A 26636-nucleotide genomic window follows, 5' to 3' on the forward strand; every position below is an offset into this window, starting at 1 on the left:
GGTCAGCCGCCGAAGCCGCCGCGGCCGCCAAAGCCGCCGCCGAACCCGCCGCGCGAGATCACCGAGCTGCGGGTCTGGACCCGCGCGGGAGCACGCGCCGTGGTAGGCGTAAAGGCGTCCGAGCCGACGCGGGTGCGGCCGGTGACGTAATCGCGGCTGATGCGGCCGCCGGCGCCGCCATAATAATTGCCCTGACGATCGCGGTACATCGGTGCGCCGCGATAGCCATAGCCGCCGTTGAGCGCCTGGCCGATGATGAACCCGGTCAGCAACGGCGTGAAGAAGCTGCCGCCGCTGCCATTGTTGCGCGGTTCGCACTGCGCGGCACCGAACTGCTCCTCGCAGGTCTGCTTGTCCTCGAACCGTGGTGCGGTCTTGGCGGCGTCGGTCTTGGCCTGTTCATAGGCGGTGTCGCACTGCGCGGCGGGGATCGCCCCCGCCGAGCGGCATTCGGCGACCGAGGCATAGCTCTGCGCGTCGACGGGCTTGCCGCCGACATCGCCGTCGCAGGCGGTCAGCGAGATGCCCGAGCCCGCGATCAGGCCGGTGAGGACGATCGAGCTGGAACGCTTCATGTCTTTGCCTCTCAGTTCGTCATGCAGGCGGCATTGAGGATGCCGACGCAGAGCGAGATGCTGCCCATATAGGTGGCGGCGGCGATATCGCCCCGCACGATCCGGTCGTGAATGTCGCGCATCACGAGGCGGCGGACGACGAGCGCGGCGACGATCTGGATCACGCCTGCGAGCACCGCCCACACCGCGAACTCGACCAGCGTGACGGTGTGCGTCAGCGCGGAGGCGAGCGGGAGGACATAGCCGAGCAGCGCCGCGCCCAGCGTGATCGCCGCGGCGGTATTGCCGTCGCGGATCAGCGCCTTCTCGTTATAGGGCGTGGTCGCCTGGAAGATGATCTTGAACGCGATGGTGAAGAGCCCGGCCGCGACGAACGCGATCAGGAAGGCCGCCGCGCTGGCGCCGAAGCTGTAATAGTCGATCATCTGAATCCCCCGGAACGCTGATGCGACGATGCTAGGCGCGGAACTCGCCGAGTTCCAGTGCGACGCCGAGCATGATCTCGAACGAGACCTCGCCCGCCTCATTCTCCTGGTCGATCGCGAGCAGCAGTTCGCGTCCGTCGTCGCCCGGCAGGTCGCGGCCGAACAGCATGCAGGTCTGGAAGATGCGGCGGTCGACGATGCCGTCGCGGTCGTCGTGGAGATCCTCCCAGAAGGTCACCGGCTCCTGTTCGCTCGCCTCGGGGCCGAACCAGACGCGGTCATAGTCGGGGAGCCCCTCGGCGGTGAAGCTGCGCGCCTCGAGCCGCGACTTCCACGCCGGGCGTTCGGCGGCGGAGGAGGGGTAGGCGCTGTCCCAGGGCGCGAAGATCGTGACGTCGGTGACGTCCTGCCCGGCGCGATCGTTCGAGACCGCCTGGAACATGATGTCGTCATCGGTGTAGAAGCGGTGGACGAACCCGCCCTCGTTGAGGTCGACGAGACCCTGCGCGACGATCACCAGCGTGTCGCGGTCGAACGGGAACAGCAGCTCCGACCCGAAGCGGCGCCAGGCGAGAGGATCCACGGTCACCGTGCGGCCGAGCGTGACGTTGCGGATGACGGGAAGTCCGGAGCCTTCAAGCGGTTGCTTGCGGCCGAACAGGCGATCGAACATGCAATCCTCACGTTATGGTTCGGCCTGTGCATAGGCGAAAGCGGCGATGCTCGCAAAGCGCCATTGGCGCGCCCTTCGCCGACGCCTATGTGTGCGGGCACGCGACAAGCACGGGAGTTCTTGCATTGACCGACATTTGGACCGTCCGCAGCCTGAAGGCCGCGCTCGATACGTCCGAGCCTGCGAAAACGGGGGAGTTGAGCGTCCGTATCGTCGAGGGGGCCGATCCGATCCTGCTCGTCACGATGCACGAGCATGGTGACCTCGAACTGTTCGTCAATGTCAGCGAGGCGCAGATCTCGGCGTCCACTTTGCTCTGGCCGTGCGACGAGCAGGAGGACCAGGCGGCGTTCAACGCGTTCCTGCTGAAGACGCAGAAGCTGGTGCCGCTGTCGAACTTCGGGATCGGCAGCGTCGAGGGGCGCGACTATTATGAACTGTTCGGTGAACTCGCGACGTCGAGCCGGCTCGACACGATAGTGATCGAGCTGCGCACGCTGGCCGAGAACGCGATCGATGCGGCCACCGACCTGCGCAACGCGCAGATCCCCGCCGCCTGACCCAAAGCATCATACGGAGAGACTGGCATGGCCATCTGGAGCAAGATTTTCACCCTCGGCCGGGCGGGCGCGCATGAAGCCGGCGCGGCGGTCGTCGACGCGAACGCCCTGCGGATCCTCGACCAGGAGATCCGCGACGCGGACAAGGCGCAAGGGAAAGCGCGCGACGACTTGGCCGGGCTGGTCGCCCGCCGCCGGATCCTCGAGACCGAGGTCGAGAGCTTCCGCGCGCAGGCCGCGAAATACGAGGCCTCGGCGCGGATCGCGGTCGAGAAGGGCAATATGGACCTCGCACGGCAGGTCGCGCAGCGGATCGCCGATCTCGAGCAGGATATCGCGCTGAAGAGCCCGCAGGTCGAGGACATGCGCGCCGCCGAGGAGCAGATCCACACCGCGGTCGCGCAGACCGACCGCAAGATCGAGCAGCTCCGCCGCGAGGTCGAGGTCGTCAAGGTCAACGAGTCGGTGCAGAAGGCCCAGGCGACCGTCGCATCGGGCAGCATCGGCGCGGGCAACAAGCTGGGCTCCGCGGCGGACAGCCTTGCGCGGATCCGCGAGCGGCAGGCGATCCGCGGCGAGCGGATCAAGGCGGCCGGCGAGCTGGAGGATCGGCGCACCGGTGCGGATCTCGACGAGAAGCTGCGCCAGGCGGGGATCCTGCCGGGTCAGTCGTCCGCGGACGACGTGCTCGCCCGGCTGACCGCGCCCAAGACCGACCAGCTCGGCCAGACGCTGCGGATCGAGCAGCGCGACGACAGCAAGACGCAGGACAACTGATGCGCCGGATCGCGGTCGACCCGCGCGGCGACTGGCGCGAACGGGCCGACGCGATCGGGTTCGTCTATCACGGCACGGCGGTGGGCGACGGAATCGAACCCTATTGGGACGAGAGCGCCGCCTATGCCTTCACGCTGGTGGAGATCGAGGAGGATCTCGAACCCGCCGCCGAACAGATGCACGCGATGTGCCTCGAGCTGGTCGACGAGGTGGTGCGTGACCAGCAGCTGATGGAGCGGCTCGCGATCCCGCGCGAGCAGTGGAACTATGTCGCGGAGACGTGGCGGACGCGCCAGCCGTCGCTCTATGGCCGGTTCGACTTCGCCTATGACGGGACGGGGCCGGCGAAGCTCTACGAATATAATGCCGACACGCCGACATCGGTGTTCGAATGCGCGACCTTCCAGTGGATGTGGCTGGAGGACCTGCTCGCGAGCGGGGCGATGCCGGCGGGGACCGACCAGTTCAACAGCCTGTTCGACAAGCTGCGCGAACGGTTCCGCGCGCTGTTCCCGAGCGGGGGTTTCGTCCATTTCGCAGCGGACGCGACCGCGATCGAGGACCGCCAGACCGTGCGGTTCTTCGAGGATCTGGCGAGTCAGGTCGGGATCGAGCCCAAATTCGTCGAGATGAAGGATATCGGCCTCGCCGCGGATGGCCGGTTCGTCGATCCCGAAGGCTTCGAAGTGCAGGCGGCGTTCAAGCTCTATCCATGGGAGTTCATGCTGCGCGAACCCTATGCGCCGAACCTGTCGCGCGCGGACGTGCGCTGGATCGAGCCGGCGTGGAAATCGATCCTGTCGAACAAAGGCATCCTGCCGCTGCTGTGGGAGCGGCATCCCGGGCATCCGAACCTGTTGCCGGCGTATTTCGACGGCGATCCGGCGGCGACGATCCTGGGGCCGCGCCATGTCCGCAAGCCGCTATTCTCGCGCGAGGGCGCCAATGTCGAGATCGTTGGTGGGGAGGGCGGCACGCCCGCCATTCTCGACCAGGGCTATGGTGCCGAAGGGGCGATCCTCCAGGCCTATGCGCCGCCGCCGGTGTTCGACGGGCGGCATCCGGTGATCGGGGCGTGGATCGTCGGCAACGAAGCCGCGGGGATCGGCGTTCGGGAGGATGAGACGGTGGTGACGCGCAACATGGCGCGCTTCGTCCCGCATATCATCGAGGCGAATAATGACTGACGTACGCGAGCTGCCGCCATTGCCGCCGATCGAGCGGCTGGTCGAGCTGATGTTCGATGCCGCGCGGATGGGGCGGGACGAGATGATCCCGGCGCTCCTGCAGGCCGGGGTCGATATCGAGGTGACCGATGCGCGGGGGTACACCCCGCTCGTGCTGGCGAGCTACAATGCGCAGGAGTCGACGACGCGGCTGTTGCTCGACGCGGGCGCGCGGGTCGATGGCGATCCGGCAAGCACCGCCAATACCGCGCTGATGGGGGTGTGCTTCAAGGGCTATACGCCGATCGCGCGGATGCTGATCGCGGCGGGGGCGGACGTGAACCGGCGCAACGGCGTCGGGCAGACTGCGCTGATGATGGCGGCTCTGTTCAATCAGGCGGCGATCATCGACCTGCTGATCGAGCAGGGTGCGGACCCGGCGGTGGTCGATGCGGCGGGGAACAGCGTGGCGTCGCTGGCGATGTCGCAGGGGAATGCGGCGCTCGCGGCGCGGTTTGCTGAGGGTTCGCACGCGTCGGGATCCGAAATCCAAACTTCGTCATCCTGACGAAAGTCAGGATCCAGAGCCACAAGGGTGCCGGTTGGTACTCTGGGTCCTGACTTTCGTCAGGATGACGGAGAAGGGGTGTGCCCGTCGTCATCCGCGTGCGTCTGCGGGAGGACCGCGCCGACGTGAGTCTGGCCGCGGGCTTCGGCGAGGCGCATCTGGCGTTCGCGTTCGGCATAGCCGGCGCGCTGGGTCGCGTCGCGGGCGTCGTGGCAGGCGGGGCAGCTGATCCCCTCGACATAGAGCGGCGAGGCGCGGTCGGCGGGGCTGACGGGCATGCGGCAAGCGTGGCACAGGCCGTGCGTGCCGGGGGCGAGGCCGTGGCCGACCGCGACACGCTGATCGAAGACGAAGCATTCGCCCTCCCACAGGCTCTCCGCCTCGGGCACGGTCTCGAGATATTTGAGGATGCCGCCCTTCAGGTGATAGACCTCGTCTAACCCTTCCGCTTTCAGGAACGCGGTCGACTTCTCGCAGCGGATCCCGCCGGTGCAGAACATCGCGATCTTCGGCGGCGGGCCGTCGCCGACGAGTTGGTCGCGGTGCTCACGGAACCAGGCGGGGAAGTCGCGGAAGCTGCGCGTCTTCGGGTCGATCGCGCCGGCGAAGCTGCCGACCGCGACCTCATAGTCGTTGCGCGTGTCGATCACGATCGTGTCCGGGTCGGCGATCAGCGCGTTCCAGTCGCCGGGCTCGACATAGTGGCCGACATCGCCAAGCGGATCGATATCGGGTTCGCCCATCGTCACGATCTCGCGCTTCAGCCGGACCTTCATGCGGTGGAAGGGCATCGTCCCGGCACGCGAATCCTTGACGTCGAGCGCGGCACAGCCGGGCAGCGCGCGGATGTGCGCGAGCACGGTGTCGATCGCCGCGTCGGTCCCGGCGATCGTGCCGTTGATCCCCTCGGCTGCGAGCAGCAGCGTGCCCTTCACGCCTTGCGCGCAACACAGGGCGGCGAGCGGCGGCTTGATCGCGGCGATGTCGGCAAACGGCGTGAAGCGATAGAGCGCGGCGACGCGGACCGGTCCGAGGGACTCGGGATGGCTCGCCAGAGAATTGGCGGCGGGTAAGGGGTCGGCAGGCATGGGCAGGACGGTCCGGATCGAAGATGGCGCCGCCGCTGTTACGCCAAGTCGGAGTAGGTGGCGAGCAGGGTTTCGGTCCTGGCGAGGCCCGTGGCGGTAAGCTGGATCACGCCCGCGCTGCAGTCGGGGCGTTCGACCAGGCCCTTTTCGGCGAGCGCGCCGATCCAGCGGTGCGTGCGCGACGGATCGAGCAGAGCAAGCGCGCCGAGCGTCGTTGCGTCGATCATCCGGCCCTCGGCCTCGGCGAGATAGATCTGCACCAGCACGAGCCAGGCATGATCGCCGAACAGGTCGTCGCCCAGCTGTTCGCGTCGTCGGTGCAGGCTCCGGTCGACCTTCAGCGCAACCTGCCAGAGCCGTTCGGGCATGACGACGTTGGGCACCGCGGTGAGCGCCTTGGCTTGCGGGAGGTAGAGCGTGCCGACGAGCCGGCCGGCTTCAAGCCCGCGGTCGAGCCGCGAGACATGGACGTCGACCCACACCGCCGCCCCGCCGGGCTGGAGATAGCGCTTGCGGATGCAGACCGGGCCCGCGCCGGGGGCGAGCATGGTGACCCGATCGATGTTGCGGACACGGTCGTCGGGGTGGGTGACGTCGGCATAGGAGCGCCCGACGAGTTCGCTAAGCGGCCGTTGCAGCAGGTCCTCGACGGTCTGGTCCATCGTCAGTAGCAGACCGTTCGGGTCCGACAGGGAATGGCCGACGAGCATCGAGGCGGGAGTCCTTTGTAATCCCCCGTTCAGATAGGGCGCGATCACCCTTATATCAAATGTTTACGCCGTGATCGCTCAGCTGGTGACGAAGGTCAGCCCGGCATGCGCGATAAGCCGGTCGCGCAATTTGGCGCCCATCAGCGCGCCCGGCGTCCAGATGCCGCCATCGCCCGCGACATCGCGCACGAGGCAGATCGCCGCCTCCGCGATCATCTTGCTGGTCGATCCATAGCCCGGGTCGCGATCACCGGTGACGACCGTGTCGATGCGGCTGCCATCGGGCATGATCCCTGCGAACAGCAGGTCGTAATGGCCTTCATCGCGTTCGGCCTTGGAGGGGCCTTCGCCGGGCTTCGGGCCCTTGTCGCCGGCGAACGGATTGAACTTCGCGATCGCTTCGGCCGCGGCCTTGCCCATGTCGCCGAGTCCCGCGACCATCATCTCGTCATAGACGAAGTCCGCGCCATAGGCCTCGCCGAGCAGGAAATTCGTGCGGTGGACGTTCTTGGTGTTGATCGGCGCCATCACGAACGGCGCGACCCAGGTCTGGAGCGTCGAGTCATATTCGGGGAGCAGCCCGGTCGGCTGATGCGGCCCGGTGAAGCCGGGGGTGAGTGCGAACGGGCTGGTCAGCAGCTTGACGATACCGGGATCGCGCGCGGCGGCGGCAAGCGTCGCCTTGAGGCTGGCCGCGGTGCCGCCGGAGAAGGTGCCCTTCATCGTCCGGACGCGGCCCTTCACACGTGGCGCAGGACTGCCGTAGCGCGCCCTGGCCGCCTCCTGGAGCGTGAGGACGCCGAGATCGAACGGGATGCTGTCGAAGCCGCAGGAGAAGACGATCCGGGCGCCGGTGCGCGTGGCCTCCCCCTCGTGCGCGTCGATCATGTGGCGCATCCAGGCGGGCTCGCCGCACAGGTCGACATAGGCGGTGCCCGATGCCGCGCAGGCGGCGACGAGGTCGGAGCCGTAGAGCTGGTAGGGCCCGACGGTCGTGATCACGACGGTGGCGCGCTCGACCATTGCGCGCAGGCTTGCCGGATCGTCCGAGTCGGCGGTGATGAGCGGCGTGTCCGCGGGCGCGCCGATCAGGTCGCGAACCTCCTCGAGCTTGGCGCGCGATCGCCCGGCCATCGCCCAGGTCAGGCCGGTAGGATAGGTCTGGACCAGATATTCGGCGACCAGCCGGCCGGTGAAGCCGGTCGCGCCATAGATGACGATGTCGAAGTCGCGCATGTCCATCTCCCGTTTTGCCGCAAGTCTGCCCCGACCGAAGCCGCCTCGCAAGCGAAACGCCGCGTCTCGTCAAGGCGGGGCGGATCTGTCAGGATCGGGCAATGGCCTCCGACCCGAGCATCGTCGCGTTCATCGTCGAGCAGATCGCCGCGGCGGGCGAGGTCGCCGCGCGGCCGATGTTCGGCGAATATGGCGTCTATTGCGACGGGCGGATGGTGGCGCTGATCTGCGACGACCGGCTGTTCCTCAAGCCGACCCCGGGCGGGCGCGCGTTCGCGGGCAGCGACGGCGCGGCGATCGAGGAGGCATCGCCCTATCCGGGGGCGAAACCCTGTCTGGTGATCGACGCGGATCGCTGGGACGATGCCGACTGGATGGCCGAGATCGTCCGGATCTCGGCCGCCGAGCTGCCGCTGCCCAAGCCCAGGCGGGCGAAATCGCCGAAGGGCTAGGCCGCGTCGTTGAACTGCAGGCTCGCGAGCCGTGCATAGAGGCCGCTGTTGGTCATCAGCGCCCCGTGCGAGCCCTCCTCGACGATTTGACCGTCGTTCATCACGATGATCCGTTCGGCGGCGCGGACCGTCGCGAGGCGGTGCGCGATGACGAGCGTGGTGCGGTTCGCCATGAGCCGTTCGAGCGCCTCCTGGACGAGCCGTTCGCTCTCCGCGTCGAGCGCGCTGGTCGCCTCGTCGAGCAGCAGGATCGGCGCGTCGCGGAGCAGCGCGCGCGCGATCGTCACGCGCTGGCGCTGGCCGCCCGACAGCCGCGCGCCGCCTTCGCCGAGGAAGGTGTCGAGTCCTTCGGGCAGCTTGCGGAGAAATTCGGCGGCGTTGGCGGCCTCGGCGGCGGCCCAGAGCTGGTCGTCGGTCGCGGTCCAGTCGCCATAGCGGAGATTGTCCCGCGCCGACGCACCGAAGATCACGGTTTCCTGTGGCACCATCGCGATCCGGGCGCGGACCGCGGCGGGATCGGCGTCGCGCAGGTCGACGCCGTCGAGCGTCACGCGACCCGCATCGGGATCGTAGAAGCGCTGGACGAGCTGGAACAGCGTGGTCTTGCCCGCGCCCGAGGGGCCGACGACCGCGACCGTCTCGCCCGGTTTGATGTCGAGCGAGAAGCCGTTGAGCGCCGCGACGTCGCGGCGGGTGGGGTAATGGAACCGGACGCCCTCGAAGGCGAGTGCACCGCGCGACGGCTGCGGCAGCGCGACGGGCGTGGCGGGCGGCGCGATTTCGGGCGTCTCGCGGAGCAGTTCGGACAGCCGCCCGGCGGCACCCGCGCCGCGCAGCAGATCGCCGTAAACCTCGGTCAGCGCCCCGAACGCGCCCGCGACGATCCCGCCGGTCAGGACGAAGGCGGCGATCGCGCCGCCGCTGATCCGCCCGGCGGCGACGTCGACCGCGCCTTCCCACAGCACCAGCGTGATCGAGCCGAACAGCAGGCCGATGACGATCGCGGTCATGATCGCGCGCAACAGGATCCGCGCACGCGCCGCGGCAAAGGTCGCGCGCACCGCGTCACCGAAGCGGGTCGCCTCGCGGTCTTCCTGCCCGAACGCCTGCACGACCTTCATCGCGCCGAGCGTCTCGGTGGCGATCGAGCCGACATCGGCGACGCGGTCCTGCGAGGTGCGCGAATAATTGCGGACGCGCTTGCCGAGCAGCGCGATCGGCAGGACGATCAGGGGGATGCCGATCATCAGCAGACCGGCGAGCTTGGGCGAGATCGCGAACAGATAGATCAGCCCGCCGACCCCGGTGAAGGTGTTGCGCAGCGCGATCGAGACGGTGCTGCCGACGACCTGGTCGATCAGCGCAGTGTCCGAGGTCAGCCGCGAGGCGATCTCCGACGGGCGATTTTCCTCGAAGAAGCGCGGCGTCAGGGTGAGCAGGTGACGCTGGACCGTGGTGCGGATGTCCGCGACGACCCGTTCGCCAAGCCACGACACATAATAGAAGCGCACCGCGGTCGCGACCGCGAGCACGACGACGATCATGAGCAGATAGTGGAACGAGGTCCCGACCGATCCGCTCGCGCCCGGGCCGAAGCCGCGGTCGATCACGCGCTTGAAGCCGTAGGGTATGCCGATCGTCGCGGCCGAGGTGGTTACCAGCGCGAGTCCCGCAAAGGTGATCTGGCGCGGGTAGTTCGCGGCGTGTCGCCACACCATTGCAAGGTCGCCGATCCGGCGGGGCGTCTTTTCGTCGAGTATCGGCTTGGCCATGGCGGATCGCCTAGCAGCGGCGGGGGTCACGCTCAACGGCAACCGCATGACGGCCGGGTCGTTGAACAAACGGGACGTGCGCGGCCGAGCGGGACAGAAACGCGTGCGCATCCGATCAATGCCCCGTTGCGCGACGGCATAATTGCGTTACGGAAATGTTAACCCCTATCGGGGTAGAGGATACCGAATGCTCTACGATGCCTATGAATTCCAGCGGTCGATGATGGCAGGCGCCAGCAGAATGGCCAGTTTCGGGGCGGGAATGCTGAACAATCCAGCAAACCCATTCGCCTATTTGGGCGGCGGCGCGGTCGTCGGATCGGCGCTGGAGGTGTTCGCGCACGTCAATGCGACTCGCGGAAAGCCGGCGTTCGGCCTCGACCACACGATCATCGACGGACGCGAAGTCGCGGTCCGCGAGGAGATCGTGCTGCGCAAGGATTTCGGCCAGCTCAAGCGGTTCGTGCGGGAGGGCGTCGAGGGCGGACCCAAGATGCTGATCGTCGCGCCGATGTCGGGGCATTATGCGACTCTGCTGCGCGGCACGGTCGAGCGGATGCTGCCGTTCGCCGATGTGTACATCACCGACTGGCGCGACGCGCGCAGCGTTCCGCTGTCCGCCGGACGGTTCGATCTCGACGATTATATCGATTACGTGATCGCGTTCCTCGAGGCGATCGGCGCGAACGAGGGGCAGGGCGGCACGCATATGCTGGCGGTCTGCCAGCCGTCGGTGCCCTGCTATGCCGCGGCGGCGCTGATGAGCGCGGACGGCAATCCGTGCCGGCCGAAGACGCTGACGCTGATGGGCGGGCCGGTCGATACGCGCGAGGCGCCGACCGCGGTCAACACGCTGGCGACCGAGCGTCCGCATACGTGGTTCGAACAGAATGTCATCGCGACGGTGCCGGCCAATTATCCGGGCGCGGGGCGCAAGGTCTATCCGGGCTTCCTGCAGCTGGCCGGCTTCATGTCGATGAACCTCGGCAACCACATGGTCTCGCACTGGGAGATGTATAAGCATCTCGTCCAGGGCGACGGCGAGAGCGCGATGGCGAGCAAGGGGTTCTACGAGGAATATCGCTCGGTCTGCGACATGACCGCCGAATTCTATCTGCAGACGATCGACGTGGTGTTCCAGTCCCACGCGCTGCCGCGTGGCCTGCTGACGCACCGTGGACGGCCGGTCGATCCGGCGGCGATCACCGATATCGGCCTGTTGGCGATCGAGGGTGAACGCGACGATATTTCGGGGCTGGGGCAGACCAAGGCGGCGCTGTCGCTGGCGACCGCTCTTCCCGAGGCAAAGAAGCGGTATCTGATCGCCGAGGGGGCCGGCCATTACGGGATCTTCAACGGATCGCGCTGGCGCAACACGATCGCGCCGGTGGTCGAGGAGTTCATCACCGCGAACGGATAAGGATCCGCCAGTATAAAGGTCGATCGCGACCGCCGGTGCTATAACCTGCGGTCGCGATCGGTAGTTGGGTCAGCCGACCGAGTCGACGACCGCGTGGCTGCTCGACTCGCTCGACGTGATCGTGCCGCCGAACAGCATCTTGACGCGTCCGGTCAGCGAGATGTCGGTTTCCCAGAGTTCCGCGCTGTTGATGTCGAAGCGCAGCAGCGTGAGGTTGGGGTCTTCCTTGCCGCCCGGAAACCAGGCCTCGACCTGGTTGTTCCACAGCTTGTCGATCTGCGTGCGGTCGTTCATCTGCGAGACGGTGCCGGCCATGCACGCGAAGAAATCATGCCCCTTGCCGACGAACTGCGCCATTGCCGCGCCGCCCTTGGCGATGCGGTTGTCGCGACCGGCGAAGAAGAACAGCACGTTGGGCTGATCGTCGTCGAGCTGCGCGGTCATCGGCTCGGAATGCTGGCCGTCGTCGAGGCCGATCATCACGAACGGGCTGGACTTCAGCTTGTCGAGGAAGGTGTTCGCGACTTCCTGCGGGGTATCCTTGTCGGCCATCGTCGTTCTCCTATTGGCTTGGATTGCCACAGAGAACGGGCGGGGCGGAGGATGGTTGCCACCGCCGCCCCGCGAGCATCACAGGACTTCGAACAGGCCCGCCGCGCCCATGCCGCCGCCGACGCACATCGTTACGACGACATGCTTTGCGCCGCGGCGCTTGCCCTCGATCAGCGCATGGCCGGTCGCGCGTGCGCCGGTCATGCCGTAGGGATGACCGATCGAGATCGCGCCGCCGCTGACGTTGAGCAGCTCGTCGGGAATGCCGAGCGTGTCACGGCAATAGAGGACCTGGACCGCGAACGCCTCGTTCAGCTCCCACAGGCCGATATCGTCCATCTTGAGGCCGAAGCGCTTGAGCAGCTTGGGGATCGCGACGACCGGGCCGATCCCCATCTCGTCGGGTTCGGTGCCGCCGACCGCCATGCCGATATAGCGGCCGAGCGGCTGGAGCCCGCGCTGCGACGCGATCTTCTCCTCCATCAGCACCGAGGCGGACGACCCGTCGGACAGCTGGCTGGCATTGCCCGCGGTGATCGTCATGTCGGGGCCCATCACGGGTTTCAGCGACTGGAGGCCCTCGAGCGTCGTGTCGGCGCGATTGCCCTCGTCGCGGGCGATCGTCACCTCCTTGTAGGTGACGTCCTTGGTCTCCTTGTTGACGATCGCCATGTTCGCGGTGACGGGGACGATCTCGGCGTCGTAATAGCCCGCGGCCTGCGCGGCGGCGGTGCGCTGCTGCGACTGGAGCGCATAGGCGTCCATCGCGTCGCGCGTGATGCCGTAGCGCTTGGCGACGACCTCGGCGGTCTGGAGCATCGGCATATAGACGTCGCGGTGCATCGCGAGCAGTTCGGGATCGGGGGCGACGCGCATCTGCGGCGTCTGGACGAGGCTGATGCTCTCGACCCCGCCGCCGATGGTGATGTCCATCTGGTCGGTGATGATCTGCTTGGCGGCGGTAGCGATCGCCATCAGCCCGCTGGCGCACTGACGGTCGAGCGACATGCCGCTGACCGTCGTCGGCAGCCCGGCGCGGAGCAGCGAGGTGCGCGCGATGTTGCCCGCCTGATGCCCCTGCTGGAGCGCGCAGCCGAAGACGACGTCGTCGACTTCGCCCCCGTCGATGCCAGCGCGCTCGACCGCGGCCTTGATCGAATGCGAGGCGAGCGTCGGCGCGGGGGTGTTGTTGAACGCGCCGCGATAGGCGCGACCGATCGGGGTACGGGCGGTGGAAACGATGACGGCTGAACGCATGATGCTATCCTTTTTTCTGAAGTCCCCTCCCGCAAGCGGGAGGGGGAGCGGTATCAAACGAAAACCTGGCTGATCCATTCGGCGATCAGGGCGGGCTTGTCCTGGCCCTCGATCTCGACCGCGAAGCTGTTGGTCTGCTGCCATTGGCCGGGGCGCTTCTCGTCGAACGACAGCAGCTTGAAGCGGCCGCGGACCTTCGATCCCGACCGGACGGGCGTGAGGAAGCGGACCGAATTGCCGCCGTAATTGACGCCCATCTTCGCGCCCTCGATGGTCGGCGCGTCGGGGATCTTCGACGACAGGAGCGGCATCAGCGAGAGCGTGAGGAAGCCGTGCGCGATCGTCCCGCCGAACGGGGTCTGGGCCGCGCGGGCGGGATCGATATGGATGAACTGATGGTCGCCGGTGGCGTCGGCGAACTTGTCGATCATGCCTTGCGTGACCTCGACCCAGTCGGACAGCGTCTCGGTGCCGACGCGGTTCTGCATCTCGGCGGTGGTGATCGTCGCCACGGCATTCCCCTCCTAGCCTGTTTGGCGCTAAGCGCAGCGACGTCTCTAGGCGTACAGGCTGGCCGACCGCAAGCCTCACCCAACCGGAAGCTGGAAAATGTCGACTGCCGTAACGTCCAATGCCCGCAACTCCATGGCGAAGCTGTACCGCGCAAGCGAACCCGATGTTCTAAAACCGCTGCTGGAGCGTGCCGCGCTCGATTCGGATTCGCGTGAGCGGGTGATGGGTCATGCGCTTGGCCTGCTCGCCGACCTGCGCGCGGCGCAGAGCAAGGGCTGGGTGAACCAGTTTTTCCAGGAATATCGGCTGAATTCGTCGGAAGGGGTCGCGTTGCTCTCGCTGGCAGAGGCGTTCCTGCGCGTGCCCGATCCCGAGACCGCGGACCTGCTGATCGCGGACAAATTGGGCGATGCCGACTGGCGCGCGCATGCGGGCAAGTCGAATTCGAAGCTCGTCAATTCGGCGACCTGGGGGCTGGTGGTCGGCCGCGTGCTGGTTGGCGAGGGCGCGACCGGGCCGCTGCGCCGGCTGATCAGCCGGGCTGGCGAGCCGTTCGTGCGCCAGGCGGTCGGCGCGGCGATGAAGATGATGGGCGAGATCTTCGTGATGGGCCGGACCATCGACGAGGCGATGAAGCGGATGCGGCGCCCTGAGAACAAGGGCTTCACCGCGAGCTTCGACATGCTCGGCGAGGCGGCGCGGACGCATGCCGATGCGCAGCGCTATTTCCAGGCCTATGTCGGTGCGGTCGATGCGGTCGGGCGCGATCCCGCGGCGGGGCATTCGATCTCGGTCAAGCTGTCGGCGCTCCACCCGCGCTATGAGGTCGCGCGGTGGAGCGAGTGCGTGCCCGCGCTGACCGAGATGCTCGAGGCGCTGGCGGTGCAGGCGGCGTCGAAGGGGATCGCGCTGACCGTCGATGCGGAGGAGTCCGAGCGGCTCGAGATGAGCCTTGACATCATCGGCACGGTCGCCGGGCTGCCGTTGCTGAAGGGCTGGGACGGGTTCGGCATGGCGGTGCAGGCGTATGGCAAGCGCGCGCGGCCGGTGATCGCATGGGCGAACGGGCTCGACCGGATCATGAACGTGCGGCTGGTCAAGGGCGCGTACTGGGACAGCGAGATCAAGCGGACGCAGGTCGAGGGGCTGGCGGACTATCCGCTGTTCACGCGCAAGGCGGCGACCGACGTGTCGTATCTGGCGGTCGCCAAGGACATGCTGGCGGCGGAGAATATCCGGCCGGCGTTCGCGAGCCACAATGCGCTGACGGTCGCGACGATCATGGAATGGGCGGGCAACAGCCGCGATTTCGAGTTCCAGCGGCTGCACGGCATGGGCGACGGGCTGTACGAGCGGCTGGTGCAGGAGAATGGCTATCATTGCCGCGTCTATGCGCCGGTCGGCGGGCACCGCGACCTGCTGGCGTATCTGGTCCGGCGGCTGCTGGAGAATGGGGCGAATTCGAGCTTCGTGCATCAACTGGCGGACGAGCGGCTGACCGAGCGGGAGATCCTCGCGGATCCGGTGGCGAAGATCGCCGCGGTCGGGGGCAAGCGTCATCCGAGCATTCCGTTGCCGGTCGATCTGTTCGGGGCGGGCGGGCACCGGAATTCGGCGGGGCTCGATTTGAGTGACGTGGATACGCTGGCGGCGACTGTTAAGGTGGTGAATGCGCCGGTCGCTGCGTCAGGCCGCCACCCCGGCGAAGGCCGGGGCCCAGTTGGGGGCGGTGATGTGACGGAGGACGGCGCGTCGTCACCGCAGCCTTCCCAACTGGACCCCGGCCTTCGCCGGGGGGGAGCAGACGGGTTGGGCGGGGATCAGGTCACGGCCGCCATCACCCGCGCGCATGCGGCGTTCCCGGGCTGGTCGCGGTCGCCCGTCGAGGAGCGCGCGGCGTGTCTCGATCGGCTGGCCGACCTGCTCGAAAAGCATCGCGACGAGCTGATGGCGATCTGTGTGCAGGAGGCGTTCAAGACGATCCCCGACGCGATCGGTGAGGTGCGCGAGGCGGTGGATTTCTGTCGTTATTATGCGCAGCAGGCGCGCGCGAAGCTGCAGCCGATCGAGCTGCCGGGGCCGACGGGCGAGCGCAACATGCTGCATATCGAGGGGCGCGGGGTCTGGGCGACGATCGCGCCGTGGAACTTCCCGCTGGCGATCTTCCTGGGGCAGACGGTGGCGGCGCTCGTCACGGGCAATGCGGTGGTGGCCAAGCCCGCGCCTCAGACGCCGCGGATCGCCGCGCGGGCAGTCGAGCTCGCGCATGAGGCGGGCGTGCCGGCCGACGTGCTGGTCCTGGTCACGGGCGGGCCGGAGGTCGGCGCGACGCTGACCGCGGACGCCCGCATTCAGGGCGTCGCGTTCACCGGCTCGACCGCGACCGCGCGCAAGATCGCACGCGCGCTGCTCGAGGACGACAGCCGGCCGATCGTGCCGCTGATCGCGGAGACGGGCGGGATCAACGCGATGATCGTCGATTCGACCGCGCTGCCCGAACAGGTGGTGGCGGACGTGATCGCCTCGTCCTTCCGCTCGGCGGGGCAGCGTTGCTCGGCGCTGCGGCTGCTGCTGGTGCAGGAGGATATCGCGGACGGCGTGATCGAGATGCTGTCGGGCGCGATGGACACGCTGAGGATCGGCCGTGCGGGCGATCCGGCGACCGATGTCGGTCCGGTGATCGACCAGGCCGCCTATGACCGGCTGATGGCGTATCGCGCGCGGGTGGCGGCGAAGACCGTCAAGACGCTCGACGTGCCCGCAGACGGCCTGTTCGTGCCGCCGACTTTGGTGCGGATCGGCGCGATCGAGGATCTGAACGAGGAGTGGTTCGGGCCGATCCTCCACGTCGCGACGTGGGAGGCGGGCAAGCTCAGCGAGACGATCGCGCGGGTCAACGCCAAGGGCTACGGCCTGACGATGGGGCTGCACAGCCGGATCGCGCGCGCGGCCGAGGTGATCGAGGCCGAGGCGGCGGTGGGGAACCTGTACATCAACCGGTCGATGATCGGTGCGGTGGTCGGATCGCAGCCGTTCGGCGGCGAGGGGCTGTCGGGGACCGGGCCGAAGGCGGGCGGGCCGCGCTATCTCTACCGCTTCTGTGCGGAGCGGGCGGTGTCGGTGGATACGACGTCGGCGGGCGGGAATGCGACGTTGCTGTCGCTGGACGAGGGCGGGATCTGAGGGGGGCTTTTGGCCTATTTACCTTCGCCTCGTCATCCCCGCGTAGGCGGGGATCCATACTGGCTGGCGGTGAGGGGTATTTCGATCCGTTGAGTATATGGATCCCCGCCGTCGCGGGGATGACGGAGGGGGGTGGGCTTTATCTCGTATGAGACGTGCCGCGCTTCCTTCGTCCTCCCCGGCGGAGGCCGGGGCCCAGTTGGGGGACGGGACTGGCGAGGGCGGCATGTCGTTACTGCGGCCTTCCCAACTGGGCCCCGGCCTTCGCCGGGGAGGTGTGGTGGTTGGTGTGGCGAGTCTCGTCAGAGCCGGGGACCTCGTCAGGTGGATGGTGTATTCGCGCGCGACTGTTGCACCTCCGGGAATGGCATCACCATCGACCCGTCCGGGGCGGCGGTGAGGTTGACCTGGGTGGGGAAGGCGATCTCGATCTTCTCGTCGTTGAACCGCTGGAGGATCGCGATGCCGACGGCGGTGCGGCCGTTGTAGAAGCTGGCGTAATCCGGGCCGTCACTGTCGAACTGGACCTCGAAATCGAGGCTCGATGCGCCGAAGCCGGTGAAGCCGGCGCGGACGAAGATCTTGCCCTGCGCCTCGACCACGTCCTTCAGCATGTCGGGGATGCGCGCGCAGATTTCGGCGGGGGTGAAATAGGTGACGCCGATGATGAATTTCGCGCGGCGATGGTTGCGCTGCGTGTTGTTGAGGATCTCCTTGTTGAGGAGGTTCTTGTTCGAGATCACGCGCTCCTCGCCGTCGATGCCGCGGATGCGCGTCGATTTCAGGCCGATCGCCTCGACGCTGCCCGAGGCGGTGTCGTAGCTGATCGAATCGCCGCGGCGGAACGGGCGGTCGAAGATGATCGCGAGCGCGGCGAACAGGTCGGCAAAGATGCCCTGCGCGGCCAGACCGATCGCGATGCCGCCGACGCCGAGGCCCGCGACGAGGCCGGTCACGTTGACGCCGAGATTGTCGAGCACGACGACCATCGCGACCGCGAACACGACGAAGGTGACGAGCAGGCGGATCAGCCCCATCGCCGAGAGCAGCGCCTCACCCGAATAATGTTCGGACTGGGTGCGGTGCTCGATCGCGCCGAGGATGATCTCGCGCACCCAGACCGCGACCTGAAACACCGCGGCGACGGTGAAGAGGAAGTTGACCGTGGTCGCGACCTCGCCCGGTGCGGCGGAATAGCCGTCGACGAGCTTGGCGGCGAGCATGACGATGAAGAAGTTGCTGGTCCGCGAGACCGCCTTGCCGACGACGATCCCCCAGCCGTTGAGCGCGCGCGGGCGTTCGCACAGCCGGCTGCCGAAACGCCGCGCGGTATGCAGCGCGAGGACGATCAGCGCGCCGGCGCCGAACGCGATCAGGATCTGCAGCCAATAGGCCTGGACCCAGGCGAGGCTGGCGGTGACGAAGCCCTGCGCCTGGCTGCCGACATCGCTCGCGTTGAAGATGGGGGCTTTGGCGACGCTGTTCGTATTGGACATCTGGATACTCGTCAGGCCGCGACGGCGATGGTCGCGGGGGTGCCGGCTTCGAGGAAGGCGATCAGGCCGCATTCCTCCCGGCTGAGATAGCGCTTGGCGCGCGGGAGGCGGAGCGCCTTTCGGAAGGTCGACTGGCCCTGTTTGACGAGGTCGATCAGGGCGGGGTGGACATAGCTTTTCCGCGCGATGGCATGCGTGTTGCCGAGCCGCGCGACGACCGGCTCGAGCATCGCCTTCAGGCTGAGATCGCGCTCGGCCGAGGCGAGCGCCTCGAACGCGGCGACGCTGGCGGCCCAGGTGCGGAAGTGCTTGGCGGTGAAGTCGGTGCCGGTGACCGCCTGGATATAGGCGTTGACGTCGCTCGACGTGACGGGATGCGCGGCACCGTCATCGTCGAGCCAGGCGAAGAGATGCTGTTCGTCGAGGTCCTGGCATTTCTTCACGAAGCTGCTGAGCGAGCGATCGGTGATCCGGAGCGTGCGCATCTTGCCCGACTTGCCCTTATATTCGAGCCGGAGCGTGGCGCCCTTCACCGCGCCGTGGCGCTTGCGGAGCGTCGTCGCGCCGAAACTTTCGTTCGCGGCGGCATAGGCCTCGTTCCCGATGCGGATATGCCCGCCGTCGAGCAGGCGGAGGACCGCGGCGACCGCACGGTCGCGGCTGAGCGAGCGTTTGCGCAGATCGGCCTCGACCGCCTTGCGCAGCTTCGGGAGAGCGAGACCGAAATCGGCGCAGCGCTCATATTTCGCAGCGTCCTGCGCTTCGCGGAAGCCGGCGTGATAGCGATATTGCTTGCGGCCCTTCTCGTCCCAGCCGACCGCCTGGATGTGACCATTGGGCTTGGGGCAGAACCAGGCGTTGCTGTAGGCGGGGGGCAGGCCGACCGCGTTGAGCCGGTCGATCTCGTCACGGTCGGTGATGCGGGTGCCGGACGCATCCCAATAGCCCCAGCCGGCGCGCATCTTGCGGCGGGAAATGCCCGGCTTGCTGTCATCTGAATATACGAGTCTGCTGGGCAATGCGTCGTTCCTTCCGGCCGACATTCGAAATGTCCGGGCGGGCGCATCGTTCCGGAACGACCGGCGCGGCGCGGGGTTGAGGGGGCACGGGATTTCACTGGAGACATGACATGGCCGATCTTTCCCAGGCACGCATTCTGATCCTCGCCACCGACGGTTTCGAGACCGTCGAGCTGTTCGAACCCAAGAAGGCGCTCGAGGCGGTGGGCGCGAAGGTGACGCTCGCGTCGATCAAGACCGACCCGATCCAGGGCATGAAGGGCGACATCAACAAGGCGGAGACGATCACCCCCGAGCTGACGCTCGACGAGGTTGATACCGACGATTACGACGCGCTGGTGCTGCCCGGCGGCGTCGCCAACCCGGACGCGATGCGCGTCCAGGAGCGCGCGATCGAGATCATCACCGAGTTCATGGAGGACGGCAAGATCGTCGCGGCTATCTGCCATGCGCCCTGGCTGCTGGCCGAGGCGGACGTGATCGACGGGCGCCGGCTGACGAGCTTTCCGTCGATCCGCACCGATCTGGAGAATGCCGGCGCGGACGTGGTCGATGAGGAGGTCGTGGTCGACGACAATCTGATCACCAGCCGCAAGCCCGACGACATCCCCGCGTTCAACAAGGCGATCATCGCCGCGCTTGAGGAAGAGCTGGCGGACGAGCCGGTCGACTGACGCTCGACGGCCAGACACGAAGAGATACCGGGGGTCAGCGTGTTTGCTGGCCCCTTTTTGCTGCTTGTCCGAAGCGGTTGATCCAGGCCTGCGCGGGCCGCTCGACGCCGTGGTACAGCGCGAGGGAGGCGAGCAGGATCGCGATGAGAAGCGCGCCGATCAGGAACGGCGGGACCGCGACCGCGCTGGCGACGAACGCCATCTTGAACGCGGTCCAGAGCAATGAATGGCTGAGATAGGTCGCAAAGCTGATCTCGCCGAGCCGGTGCAGCGGCCATGAGGCGAGCGGGTTGCGGCGCCGGCTCGAGGTCAGCGCGAGCGCGAGCAGCAGCGCCGCGAGTGCGGCCGGCACCGCGACGATCTCGTTCAGAAGGCCGCTAGCAAAGCTCGCAAAGCCCAGGCCGCTGACACACACTGCCGCGATGAGTGCGCGCCGGGGCTGCTCGCGGTGGCGTAGCCACAAAGCTGCGACCGCTGTGCCTGCGCCGAATTCGGTGACGCAGCGCAGGATGCCGAACCAGGGGATCGCCTGGCCGAGCGTCGCCATGCCGTTCGATCGCATCACGTAAGCGAGCAAGCCCAGCGCGACGGCGATCGCTGCGATCAGGCCCGGTGTCGGGACGCGTCGCCAGTCGATGACGAGCGGCAGCAGCGGGAAGACGAGATAGGCGAACATCTCGCTGGAGATCGACCAGGCGGGATCATTCCAGTCGAGCGCGGTGATGCCTAACCAGTCGCGCGTCATCGGCCAGTTCTGGAGCAGGAGGATATGCACCGGCAAGCGGTCGAGCGGGAAGCGCGGGTCAGGGGGGCGTCCGGTCAGCGCCAGCGCGGCGACGATCAGCAGCGCGAAGCCGAGCATGACGAGGTGGAGCGGCCAGATCCGCGCGACCCGGCGGCGCAGGAAGCCGGGGATGGCGCGCCAGCGCTGCACGGCGATCCGGTTGGCATAGCTCAGCCAGATCACGAAGCCCGAGAGAAGGAAGAAGAAGTCGACCGCGAGATAGCCCTTGGCGAGAAACCGCTGCACGCCGTCGGACACGCCGAGCGCGGCGCGGAGATGGAACAGCACGACGAACCAGGCGGCGACGCCGCGCGCGCCGGTCAGCGCCCTCAGTTCGCTCATGCGGGCAGGGGCGTGCGCGCGGGACGACGCATCGGCCGGAAGCTCGCCTCGCGGCGCTTGCGCCCGAGATAGGTGTCGAGCCCGATCTGTGCGCCGATCAGCATGTAGATGAACGGCTGGAACGCGATGGCGATGAACGCCGCGCCGAGCAGATAGACGAGATGGCCGGTCTGCAATGCGGCGGCGAGCGGGCCGGCCCAGGCGAACTGCCCTTCCGGATCGCGGTAGCGGCGGCGCAATATCTCCATCCGGACGAGGCCGCCGAGATTAAGGACCAGCCATAGCGCGAGACCGAAATAGCCCTGTTCGCCGAGCATCTCGAAATAGGCGCTGTGATAGGCGCGCGCCTTGTCTTCCTCGACACGACCCGGCGTCGCAGCACCGGTGCCGGCGAGGTCGTAGCGGATGCGGTTGCCGCGATAGGCCTCGAACCCACCGCCGAACGGATGCGATTTGGCATAGTCGATCGTCCACTGCCACACCGCGATCCGGGTCGAGGCGGATTCGTCGGCCTGGTAGGTCTTGATCGTGTTCATGCGGTCGGTGAAGGTCGAGGGCAGGAAGGGGATGGCGATCAGCCCGAGTGCGGTCAGCCCCGCCAGATACAGCGCCTTGCGTCTGACGACGCGGAGCGACAGGACCGCGAGCAGCGCGATGCAGAGCAGACCGGTGCGCGTCGAGGTGCCGACCGGGATCAGCAGGCAGGCGAAGACGAGCGCGACGCAGAAGCCGCGGACGCGCCAGTCGGGTTTGAAGATCGTCCCGTAGCGCATGAACCAGATAATGATCGGGATGATCGCAACCGCGACCGCGCTGATCGTGCTGCCTTCGTAGAGCCCCGAATTATTGTCGACCATCAGGTTCAGCTGACCATAGCCGCCGCCGCCGCTGGCGATCGTCTTGATCCCGCCGACGATGATGATCGAGGCCGCCGACAGGATCATGAACAGCAGCAGCGCCTCGATCCGGAGCCGGGTGCGCAGCGTCAGTGGCAGGAAGGCGGCAAAGGCGAGCGCCTTCCAGACCCAGTCCCATTTGTCCTTCGCCTCGATCGGGAAGTCCGCGGCAAGCGTGGTCGCCCAGCAATAGAGCAGCAGCACGACGATCAGCAGCTGACGCGGCGCGACGCGGGTGTCGCGCTTGTCGTCCGCGATCAGCCAGCCGCCGACCGCCAGCGCGACCGCGATCAGCGAGATGGGGACGGTGTTGAGCAGCAGATAGGTCAGCCGCTGCGGCGAGACGATGTCGATATAGACATAGGCGAGGACGAGCAGGAACGGACGCCGGAACCCGAGCGCGAAGATCGCAGCCAGAAAGCCGATGAAGGCGAGATCACGCACGCGGGCGGCGTCCGGTACCGCGTGCCGCCGGGCGGTCACCGGCGGGCGGGCTGCCACCCTCACGATCGTTGCCGGCTTCCGGCTCGGAATCGAGATCGGGGCGGCGGAGCAGCAGGATCGCGGCGATCATCATCAGGCCGTGCGTCAGGCCCAGCGCGAAATTGTCGATCATCGGCCCGCCTTTCCGTGTCTGCGCGGTCCCGTTGCCGCCTGTGTCCGTCGCCGCGGCATAGGCCATGGCGGTTGACGCGCCGTTAAGCGCTGTCATGGCAACACGCTACTCACGATGCGCATTCTTCATATCCTCGACCACGGCCTGCCCCTGCAGAGCGGCTATACCTTTCGCACGCGGGCGATCCTCAAGGCGCAGGAGGCGCGCGGCTGGACGGTCGCGGCGGTGACCGGGCAGCGTCATGGGTCGGCCGCCGCCGCGGTGGAGTCGGTCGACGGGCTGACCTTTCACCGGACGCCGGCGACGCGCCGGTCGGGGCCGCTGGGGGAGATTGCCGGGATCCGCGCCTTTGCCCGGCGGATCGAGGCGGCGGTCGACGCCTTTCGCCCCGACATCCTGCACGCGCATTCGCCGGTGCTCGATGCGCTGGCGGGGCTGATCGTCGCGCGGCGGCGCAAACTGCCGCTGGTCTACGAGATCCGGGCGTTCTGGGAGGATGCCGCGGTCGGTAACGGCACCGGGGCCGAGGGATCGCTCGCCTATCGGACGACGCGCGCGCTCGAGACCTGGGCGGTCGGCCGTGCGGACGGCGTCGCGGTGATCTGCGAGGGACTGCGCGACGACCTGATCGCGCGCGGGATCGACGGGGGCAAGATCATGGTGTCGCCCAACGGCGTCGACCTGACGCTGTTCGGGGCGGTGCCGCCGCGCGACGACGCGCTGGCGACGACGCTGGGGCTCGACGGCAAGGATGTGGTCGGCTTCATCGGCAGCTTCTATGATTATGAGGGACTGGACGACCTGATCGCGGCGATGCCCGCGCTGGCCGCGGCACGGCCGGACGCGCGGCTGCTGCTGGTCGGGGGCGGGCCGATGGCGGATGCGCTGGCGGCGCAGGCTGCGGCCTCGCCGGTCGCGGACGCGATCCATTTCGTCGGCCGGGTGCCGCATGCGGAGGTCGAGCGCTATTACGGGCTGATCGACATCCTCGCCTATCCGCGCAAGCGGATGCGGCTGACCGATCTGGTGACGCCGCTCAAGCCGCTCGAGGCGATGGCGCAGGGGCGGATGGTGGCCGCGTCGGACGTCGGCGGACACCGCGAGTTGATTCGTGACGGGGATACGGGCACGCTGTTCCCACCCGACGATCCGCCAGCGATCGCGGCGGCACTGGCGGGGATGTTCGACGATCGCGCGGACTGGCCGTCGCGCCGCCAGCGCGCGCGGGCGTTCGTCGAGCGCGACCGTAACTGGTCGTCAAACATTTTGCGTTACGAACCGCTTTACCATCGGCTGATACAGGCCGAATGACGGACCATGGCATGACCGAATTCCATCGACAGTCCCCGATCCGCCACCTTCCCGTCGCCGCAGCATTGCTCGTCGCGGTCGCCGCGATGATTGGCTTCGTCGCGATGCCGGGGACGATGCTCGAGGAACTGGTCTGGCGGACCGGCGTCGCCGCGCTGATCCCCGCCGCACAGCCGCCGCTGGGGACGACCGCGCGCATCGTCCTCGCGCTCGCCACCGCGGTCATCGGCGCGGCGGTGACCTGGTCGGCGCTGTTCCTGCTGGTGGGGCCGGGGGGTCTGCTGGTGCGTCCGCCGCGTCGCCGCGACGACGGCGTGCCGGTCGTCCGCCGGGCCGATGCGCATCCCGACGCGCCGCCACGCCGGCCGATGACCGCGGCCGATCTCGGCACGCCGATGATGGAGGTGACCGCGGCGAACCCGGTCACGCTCGAGCGATCGATCCCCGCGGACCTCGACCAGCCGCTCGCGGCGTTCGACCCGCATGCGATCCTGCCGGTGCCGATGGCGCCGATCCGGCCGGTCACGCCGCTGGTGCAGGCCGAGGCGGCGCCGGTCGCGCCAGCCACTCCGGTGGAAGACGAGGAGCGGGTCGAAGCATTAGCCGACGAATCCGTCGCGATCGACGAGCCGGTGGAGGCCGCGACGGTCCCGATCATGGTGAGCGAGCCGGTCGCACCGCGGGTCTCGGTGGCTTGGTCAGCGCCATCGTCGGCTCCACCGTCAGTTGGCGCCGTCAACGGTGCGGCGCGCCATGAGCCGCGTCTGGTCGATACGCCGGCGCCGGCTGCATCGCCGTCACCGCCTTCGATCGAGTCGCTGTTGCGGCGGCTGGAGCAGGGTGCGACCCGGCGGCGTCAGGCGACATCGGGCTGACATACCGCGACCGCGTGAAACCGCTGTTGATACGAAGAAACCTCTGATACCGATTGCTCGAAAACGACGGTCGGAGGGGTCATGGCGCAGGTCGCGGATCAATCGAAGTTCGAAGAAGCGGCGCCGCCTGCCGAGCCGGACGGGCAGGCGGGGGCGACCCGCTATGGCTGGTATGTGCTGTCGATCCTGTTCCTGGTCTATGTGCTCAACTTCGTCGACCGGCAGATCATCTCGATCCTTGCCGAGGACATAAAGCGTGATCTGGGGCTGAAGGATCAGGATCTCGGGTTTCTCTACGGGACCGCGTTCGGGGTCTTCTATGCGCTGTTCGGGATCCCGCTCGGGCGGCTTGCGGACAATTGGCACCGGGTCCGGCTGATGACGATCGGCCTGACGCTCTGGTCGGTGATGACGGCGGTGTCCGGCCTGTCGCGGACCGGCGGGCATCTCGCGGCGGCGCGGATCGGCGTCGGCATCGGCGAGGCGACCGCCAGCCCGTCGGCCTATTCGCTGATTTCCGATTATTTCCCCAAAAGGCTGCGTGCGACTGCGTTGTCGATCTATTCGGCCGGGCTTTATGTCGGTGGCGGCTGCTCGCTGTTTATCGGCGGGGCGATCGTGCAGGGCTGGAACCGGGCCTATCCGGGGGGCGGGCCGTTCGGGCTGGTCGGGTGGCAGGCGGCGTTCATGGCGGTCGGTGTGCCGGGTCTGCTGCTCGCGATCTGGATCGCGACGCTGAGGGAACCGATCCGCGGGCATGTCGAGGGGCTTCCCGAACCGGCGCCGCACCCCGCACCGTTTCGCGCCTTCGCCGGCGAGTTGCTGACCATCGTGCCGCCGCTGACGCTGATCGGTGCGGCGATGGGCGGGGTCAGGGCGTTCGTCGTCAACCTCGCCGGGCTGGCGATCGTCACGCTGGCGGTGGTCGGACTGGTTGGAGCGGGCGAGCCCTGGCCGCAATGGGTGGCGATCGGGACCGGCGTCTATGCCGTGTTCTCCTGGGCCTGTGCGCTGCGCCGCCGCGATCCGCCGACCTTCGCGCTGATCATCGGCACGCCCGCGTTCCTGTGCACGGTCGTCGCCTATGGCCTGAACGCGTTCCTGAGCTATGCGGCGAGCTTCTGGGCGGCGCCCTATGCGCTGCGCGTGCTCGGCGCGACGCCGTCGAGCGCTGGGTTCCTGCTCGGCGGGCTGGGCGCGCTTGCGGGGTTTCTCGGGCTGACGATGGGCGGAGTGGTCTCGGACCGGTTGCGGCGGACCAACCCTGCCGGGCGGCTTTTGGTGGTGATCTTCGGCGCGGTCGTGCCGGTGCCGTTCCTGTGCCTCGCCTTTACCGCGTCGGTGCCGCTGCCCTTCTATGCCGGAATCTTCCTCGCGCAGATCACCGCGAGCTGTGCGCTCGGTGCCGCCGCGGCGACAACGCAGGATCTGGTGCTGCCGCGGATGCGGGGAACGGCGACCGCGACCTTCTTCATCGGCACGACGCTGATCGGGCTGGCGCTTGGGCCGTATCTGGCGGGTCGGGTGTCGACGCTCAGTGGGAGCCTGTCGGTCGGGATGCTGTCGCTGCTGGTCAGCGTGCCGATCACGCTGGCCGCGGCGGTCGCGGCGTACCGGCTGGTCCCTGCCGCCGAGGCCTCGCGCGAGGCGCGGGCCCGGGCGGCGGGGGAGGTCGCCTAGCCATGGTCCCTCGCCG

The 26636-nt window shown here is 67.8% G+C and carries 26 protein-coding genes; 11 read left to right on the forward strand and 15 right to left on the reverse strand.

Annotated elements, in window-relative coordinates; all coding sequences use genetic code 11:
* Positions 1-2: 2 nt before the first annotated feature.
* Genes IFT87_RS12655 through IFT87_RS12665 form a run of 3 tightly spaced genes read right to left on the reverse strand, consistent with a single transcriptional unit; the run spans position 3 to position 1673 of the window.
* A complete protein-coding gene (locus IFT87_RS12655; protein ID WP_037529576.1) occupies positions 3-575 on the reverse strand; it encodes a DUF1190 domain-containing protein in 573 nt (190 codons plus the stop codon).
* Positions 576-586: 11 nt separating this feature from the next.
* Positions 587-1000 carry a DUF350 domain-containing protein gene (locus tag IFT87_RS12660; protein WP_031440686.1) on the reverse strand — a complete coding sequence of 138 codons (414 nt, stop codon included), beginning with the start codon at positions 998-1000 and terminating at the stop codon, positions 587-589.
* Between the two features lie 31 nt (positions 1001-1031).
* Positions 1032-1673, reverse strand: a complete 642-nt coding sequence (locus tag IFT87_RS12665; protein ID WP_037529569.1) for a DUF2491 family protein — start codon at positions 1671-1673, stop codon at positions 1032-1034.
* A 125-nt stretch (positions 1674-1798) separates the two neighbouring features.
* On the opposite strand from IFT87_RS12665, the gene IFT87_RS12670 reads away from it, so the two are divergent.
* Genes IFT87_RS12670 through IFT87_RS12685 form a run of 4 tightly spaced genes read left to right on the forward strand, consistent with a single transcriptional unit; the run spans position 1799 to position 4744 of the window.
* Entirely contained in the window at positions 1799-2233 is a 435-nt protein-coding gene (locus IFT87_RS12670; protein WP_031393897.1) for a YjfI family protein, read from the forward strand.
* Positions 2234-2260: 27 nt separating this feature from the next.
* Positions 2261-3010 carry a PspA/IM30 family protein gene (locus IFT87_RS12675; RefSeq protein ID WP_031440688.1) on the forward strand — a complete coding sequence of 250 codons (750 nt, stop codon included), beginning with the start codon at positions 2261-2263 and terminating at the stop codon, positions 3008-3010.
* The gene (locus IFT87_RS12680; RefSeq protein WP_192008706.1) at positions 3010-4197 is read left to right on the forward strand and encodes a glutathionylspermidine synthase family protein; all 1188 of its coding nucleotides are present in this window, start codon (positions 3010-3012) and stop codon (positions 4195-4197) included. Before IFT87_RS12675 ends, IFT87_RS12680 begins: the two co-directional genes overlap by 1 nt.
* Positions 4190-4744: an ankyrin repeat domain-containing protein gene (locus tag IFT87_RS12685; protein ID WP_192008709.1), complete on the forward strand. Its 555-nt coding sequence runs from the start codon at positions 4190-4192 to the stop codon at positions 4742-4744. Before IFT87_RS12680 ends, IFT87_RS12685 begins: the two co-directional genes overlap by 8 nt.
* 59 nt (positions 4745-4803) lie before the next feature.
* On the opposite strand, the gene trhO is transcribed toward IFT87_RS12685, so the two are convergent.
* The 3 genes from trhO to IFT87_RS12700 all read right to left on the reverse strand — a co-directional run bounded on the left by trhO (position 4804) and on the right by IFT87_RS12700 (position 7778).
* Positions 4804-5832: an oxygen-dependent tRNA uridine(34) hydroxylase TrhO gene (gene trhO, locus IFT87_RS12690; protein WP_192008711.1), complete on the reverse strand. Its 1029-nt coding sequence runs from the start codon at positions 5830-5832 to the stop codon at positions 4804-4806.
* Between the two features lie 38 nt (positions 5833-5870).
* Complete coding sequence (locus IFT87_RS12695) at positions 5871-6542, reverse strand: PAS domain-containing protein (protein ID WP_192008713.1); 672 nt, start codon at positions 6540-6542, stop codon at positions 5871-5873.
* A gap of 78 nt (positions 6543-6620) precedes the next feature.
* Positions 6621-7778 (reverse strand): saccharopine dehydrogenase family protein, encoded by a 1158-nt coding sequence (locus tag IFT87_RS12700; RefSeq protein WP_192008715.1) that lies wholly within the window; start codon positions 7776-7778, stop codon positions 6621-6623.
* 101 nt (positions 7779-7879) lie between these two features.
* Here IFT87_RS12700 and IFT87_RS12705 point away from each other — a divergent pair, with 101 nt between their 5' ends.
* Positions 7880-8230, forward strand: coding sequence for a TfoX/Sxy family protein (locus tag IFT87_RS12705; RefSeq protein WP_037529552.1), 351 nt, complete (start codon positions 7880-7882; stop codon positions 8228-8230).
* Here IFT87_RS12705 and IFT87_RS12710 read toward each other — a convergent pair.
* The gene (locus IFT87_RS12710; protein ID WP_031440695.1) at positions 8227-10002 is read right to left on the reverse strand and encodes an ABC transporter transmembrane domain-containing protein; all 1776 of its coding nucleotides are present in this window, start codon (positions 10000-10002) and stop codon (positions 8227-8229) included. The two genes, IFT87_RS12705 and IFT87_RS12710, sit on opposite strands and share 4 nt — an antisense overlap.
* Positions 10003-10189: 187 nt before the next feature.
* Between IFT87_RS12710 and IFT87_RS12715 the strand changes: the two genes are divergently transcribed.
* Positions 10190-11422, forward strand: a complete 1233-nt coding sequence (locus IFT87_RS12715) for a polyhydroxyalkanoate depolymerase (protein WP_031440696.1) — start codon at positions 10190-10192, stop codon at positions 11420-11422.
* Between the two features lie 69 nt (positions 11423-11491).
* On the opposite strand, the gene IFT87_RS12720 is transcribed toward IFT87_RS12715, so the two are convergent.
* From IFT87_RS12720 to IFT87_RS12730, 3 genes are all read right to left on the reverse strand, one after another.
* Positions 11492-11974, reverse strand: a complete 483-nt coding sequence (locus tag IFT87_RS12720; protein WP_031394543.1) for a pyridoxamine 5'-phosphate oxidase family protein — start codon at positions 11972-11974, stop codon at positions 11492-11494.
* 78 nt (positions 11975-12052) lie between these two features.
* The gene (locus tag IFT87_RS12725) at positions 12053-13231 is read right to left on the reverse strand and encodes an acetyl-CoA C-acyltransferase (protein WP_031394542.1); all 1179 of its coding nucleotides are present in this window, start codon (positions 13229-13231) and stop codon (positions 12053-12055) included.
* Positions 13232-13284: 53 nt separating this feature from the next.
* Entirely contained in the window at positions 13285-13743 is a 459-nt protein-coding gene (locus IFT87_RS12730) for a MaoC family dehydratase (RefSeq protein ID WP_031440697.1), read from the reverse strand.
* A gap of 133 nt (positions 13744-13876) precedes the next feature.
* Between IFT87_RS12730 and putA the strand changes: the two genes are divergently transcribed.
* Positions 13877-16927, forward strand: a complete 3051-nt coding sequence (gene putA / locus IFT87_RS12735) for a bifunctional proline dehydrogenase/L-glutamate gamma-semialdehyde dehydrogenase PutA (protein ID WP_249403351.1) — start codon at positions 13877-13879, stop codon at positions 16925-16927.
* 320 nt (positions 16928-17247) lie between these two features.
* Here the strand turns inward: putA and IFT87_RS12740 are convergent, their stop codons facing one another.
* Positions 17248-18423, reverse strand: a complete 1176-nt coding sequence (locus IFT87_RS12740) for a mechanosensitive ion channel family protein (protein ID WP_037529460.1) — start codon at positions 18421-18423, stop codon at positions 17248-17250.
* Between the two features lie 11 nt (positions 18424-18434).
* On the reverse strand, positions 18435-19466 hold the full coding sequence (locus tag IFT87_RS12745; RefSeq protein WP_249403330.1) for a DNA topoisomerase IB: 1032 nt from the start codon (positions 19464-19466) through the stop codon (positions 18435-18437).
* Positions 19467-19552: 86 nt separating this feature from the next.
* Between IFT87_RS12745 and IFT87_RS12750 the strand changes: the two genes are divergently transcribed.
* Positions 19553-20116, forward strand: a complete 564-nt coding sequence (locus tag IFT87_RS12750) for a type 1 glutamine amidotransferase domain-containing protein (RefSeq protein WP_031394328.1) — start codon at positions 19553-19555, stop codon at positions 20114-20116.
* 34 nt (positions 20117-20150) lie between these two features.
* Here the strand turns inward: IFT87_RS12750 and IFT87_RS12755 are convergent, their stop codons facing one another.
* From IFT87_RS12755 to IFT87_RS12765, 3 genes are read right to left on the reverse strand one after another with little or no spacing between them, the layout of a single operon-like run.
* Positions 20151-21242, reverse strand: coding sequence for an acyltransferase family protein (locus IFT87_RS12755; protein WP_037529458.1), 1092 nt, complete (start codon positions 21240-21242; stop codon positions 20151-20153).
* Positions 21239-22582: a putative O-glycosylation ligase, exosortase A system-associated gene (locus tag IFT87_RS12760; protein WP_037529467.1), complete on the reverse strand. Its 1344-nt coding sequence runs from the start codon at positions 22580-22582 to the stop codon at positions 21239-21241. The genes IFT87_RS12755 and IFT87_RS12760 overlap by 4 nt, the downstream gene beginning before the upstream one ends.
* On the reverse strand, positions 22575-22850 hold the full coding sequence (locus IFT87_RS12765) for a hypothetical protein (RefSeq protein ID WP_037529456.1): 276 nt from the start codon (positions 22848-22850) through the stop codon (positions 22575-22577). The genes IFT87_RS12760 and IFT87_RS12765 overlap by 8 nt, the downstream gene beginning before the upstream one ends.
* Before the next feature lie 18 nt (positions 22851-22868).
* On the opposite strand from IFT87_RS12765, the gene IFT87_RS12770 reads away from it, so the two are divergent.
* The 3 genes from IFT87_RS12770 (at position 22869) to IFT87_RS12780 (ending at position 26620) form a co-directional block, all read left to right on the forward strand.
* Complete coding sequence (locus IFT87_RS12770) at positions 22869-24065, forward strand: TIGR04063 family PEP-CTERM/XrtA system glycosyltransferase (protein ID WP_192008719.1); 1197 nt, start codon at positions 22869-22871, stop codon at positions 24063-24065.
* 11 nt (positions 24066-24076) lie between these two features.
* Positions 24077-24940: a hypothetical protein gene (locus tag IFT87_RS12775; RefSeq protein WP_192008721.1), complete on the forward strand. Its 864-nt coding sequence runs from the start codon at positions 24077-24079 to the stop codon at positions 24938-24940.
* Positions 24941-25021: 81 nt separating this feature from the next.
* Positions 25022-26620 (forward strand): spinster family MFS transporter, encoded by a 1599-nt coding sequence (locus IFT87_RS12780; protein WP_037531736.1) that lies wholly within the window; start codon positions 25022-25024, stop codon positions 26618-26620.
* Positions 26621-26636: the final 16 nt, after the last annotated feature.

The sequence above is a fragment of the Sphingomonas sp. CFBP 8765 genome, from assembly GCF_014841445.1.
In the GTDB taxonomy this organism is placed as follows: domain Bacteria; phylum Pseudomonadota; class Alphaproteobacteria; order Sphingomonadales; family Sphingomonadaceae; genus Sphingomonas; species Sphingomonas aerolata.

Coding starts and splice junctions, on each gene's coding strand:
- IFT87_RS12655 (WP_037529576.1), bottom strand. CDS start 575: ATGAAGCGTTCCAGCTCGATCGTCCTCACCGGCCTGATCGCGGGCTCG.
- IFT87_RS12660 (WP_031440686.1), bottom strand. CDS start 1,000: ATGATCGACTATTACAGCTTCGGCGCCAGCGCGGCGGCCTTCCTGATC.
- IFT87_RS12665 (WP_037529569.1), bottom strand. CDS start 1,673: ATGTTCGATCGCCTGTTCGGCCGCAAGCAACCGCTTGAAGGCTCCGGA.
- IFT87_RS12675 (WP_031440688.1), top strand. CDS start 2,261: ATGGCCATCTGGAGCAAGATTTTCACCCTCGGCCGGGCGGGCGCGCAT.
- IFT87_RS12680 (WP_192008706.1), top strand. CDS start 3,010: ATGCGCCGGATCGCGGTCGACCCGCGCGGCGACTGGCGCGAACGGGCC.
- IFT87_RS12685 (WP_192008709.1), top strand. CDS start 4,190: ATGACTGACGTACGCGAGCTGCCGCCATTGCCGCCGATCGAGCGGCTG.
- trhO (WP_192008711.1), bottom strand. CDS start 5,832: ATGCCTGCCGACCCCTTACCCGCCGCCAATTCTCTGGCGAGCCATCCC.
- IFT87_RS12695 (WP_192008713.1), bottom strand. CDS start 6,542: ATGCTCGTCGGCCATTCCCTGTCGGACCCGAACGGTCTGCTACTGACG.
- IFT87_RS12700 (WP_192008715.1), bottom strand. CDS start 7,778: ATGCGCGACTTCGACATCGTCATCTATGGCGCGACCGGCTTCACCGGC.
- IFT87_RS12705 (WP_037529552.1), top strand. CDS start 7,880: ATGGCCTCCGACCCGAGCATCGTCGCGTTCATCGTCGAGCAGATCGCC.
- IFT87_RS12710 (WP_031440695.1), bottom strand. CDS start 10,002: ATGGCCAAGCCGATACTCGACGAAAAGACGCCCCGCCGGATCGGCGAC.
- IFT87_RS12715 (WP_031440696.1), top strand. CDS start 10,190: ATGCTCTACGATGCCTATGAATTCCAGCGGTCGATGATGGCAGGCGCC.
- IFT87_RS12720 (WP_031394543.1), bottom strand. CDS start 11,974: ATGGCCGACAAGGATACCCCGCAGGAAGTCGCGAACACCTTCCTCGAC.
- IFT87_RS12725 (WP_031394542.1), bottom strand. CDS start 13,231: ATGCGTTCAGCCGTCATCGTTTCCACCGCCCGTACCCCGATCGGTCGC.
- putA (WP_249403351.1), top strand. CDS start 13,877: ATGGCGAAGCTGTACCGCGCAAGCGAACCCGATGTTCTAAAACCGCTG.
- IFT87_RS12740 (WP_037529460.1), bottom strand. CDS start 18,423: ATGTCCAATACGAACAGCGTCGCCAAAGCCCCCATCTTCAACGCGAGC.
- IFT87_RS12745 (WP_249403330.1), bottom strand. CDS start 19,466: ATGTCGGCCGGAAGGAACGACGCATTGCCCAGCAGACTCGTATATTCA.
- IFT87_RS12750 (WP_031394328.1), top strand. CDS start 19,553: ATGGCCGATCTTTCCCAGGCACGCATTCTGATCCTCGCCACCGACGGT.
- IFT87_RS12755 (WP_037529458.1), bottom strand. CDS start 21,242: ATGAGCGAACTGAGGGCGCTGACCGGCGCGCGCGGCGTCGCCGCCTGG.
- IFT87_RS12765 (WP_037529456.1), bottom strand. CDS start 22,850: ATGACAGCGCTTAACGGCGCGTCAACCGCCATGGCCTATGCCGCGGCG.
- IFT87_RS12770 (WP_192008719.1), top strand. CDS start 22,869: ATGCGCATTCTTCATATCCTCGACCACGGCCTGCCCCTGCAGAGCGGC.
- IFT87_RS12775 (WP_192008721.1), top strand. CDS start 24,077: ATGACCGAATTCCATCGACAGTCCCCGATCCGCCACCTTCCCGTCGCC.
- IFT87_RS12780 (WP_037531736.1), top strand. CDS start 25,022: ATGGCGCAGGTCGCGGATCAATCGAAGTTCGAAGAAGCGGCGCCGCCT.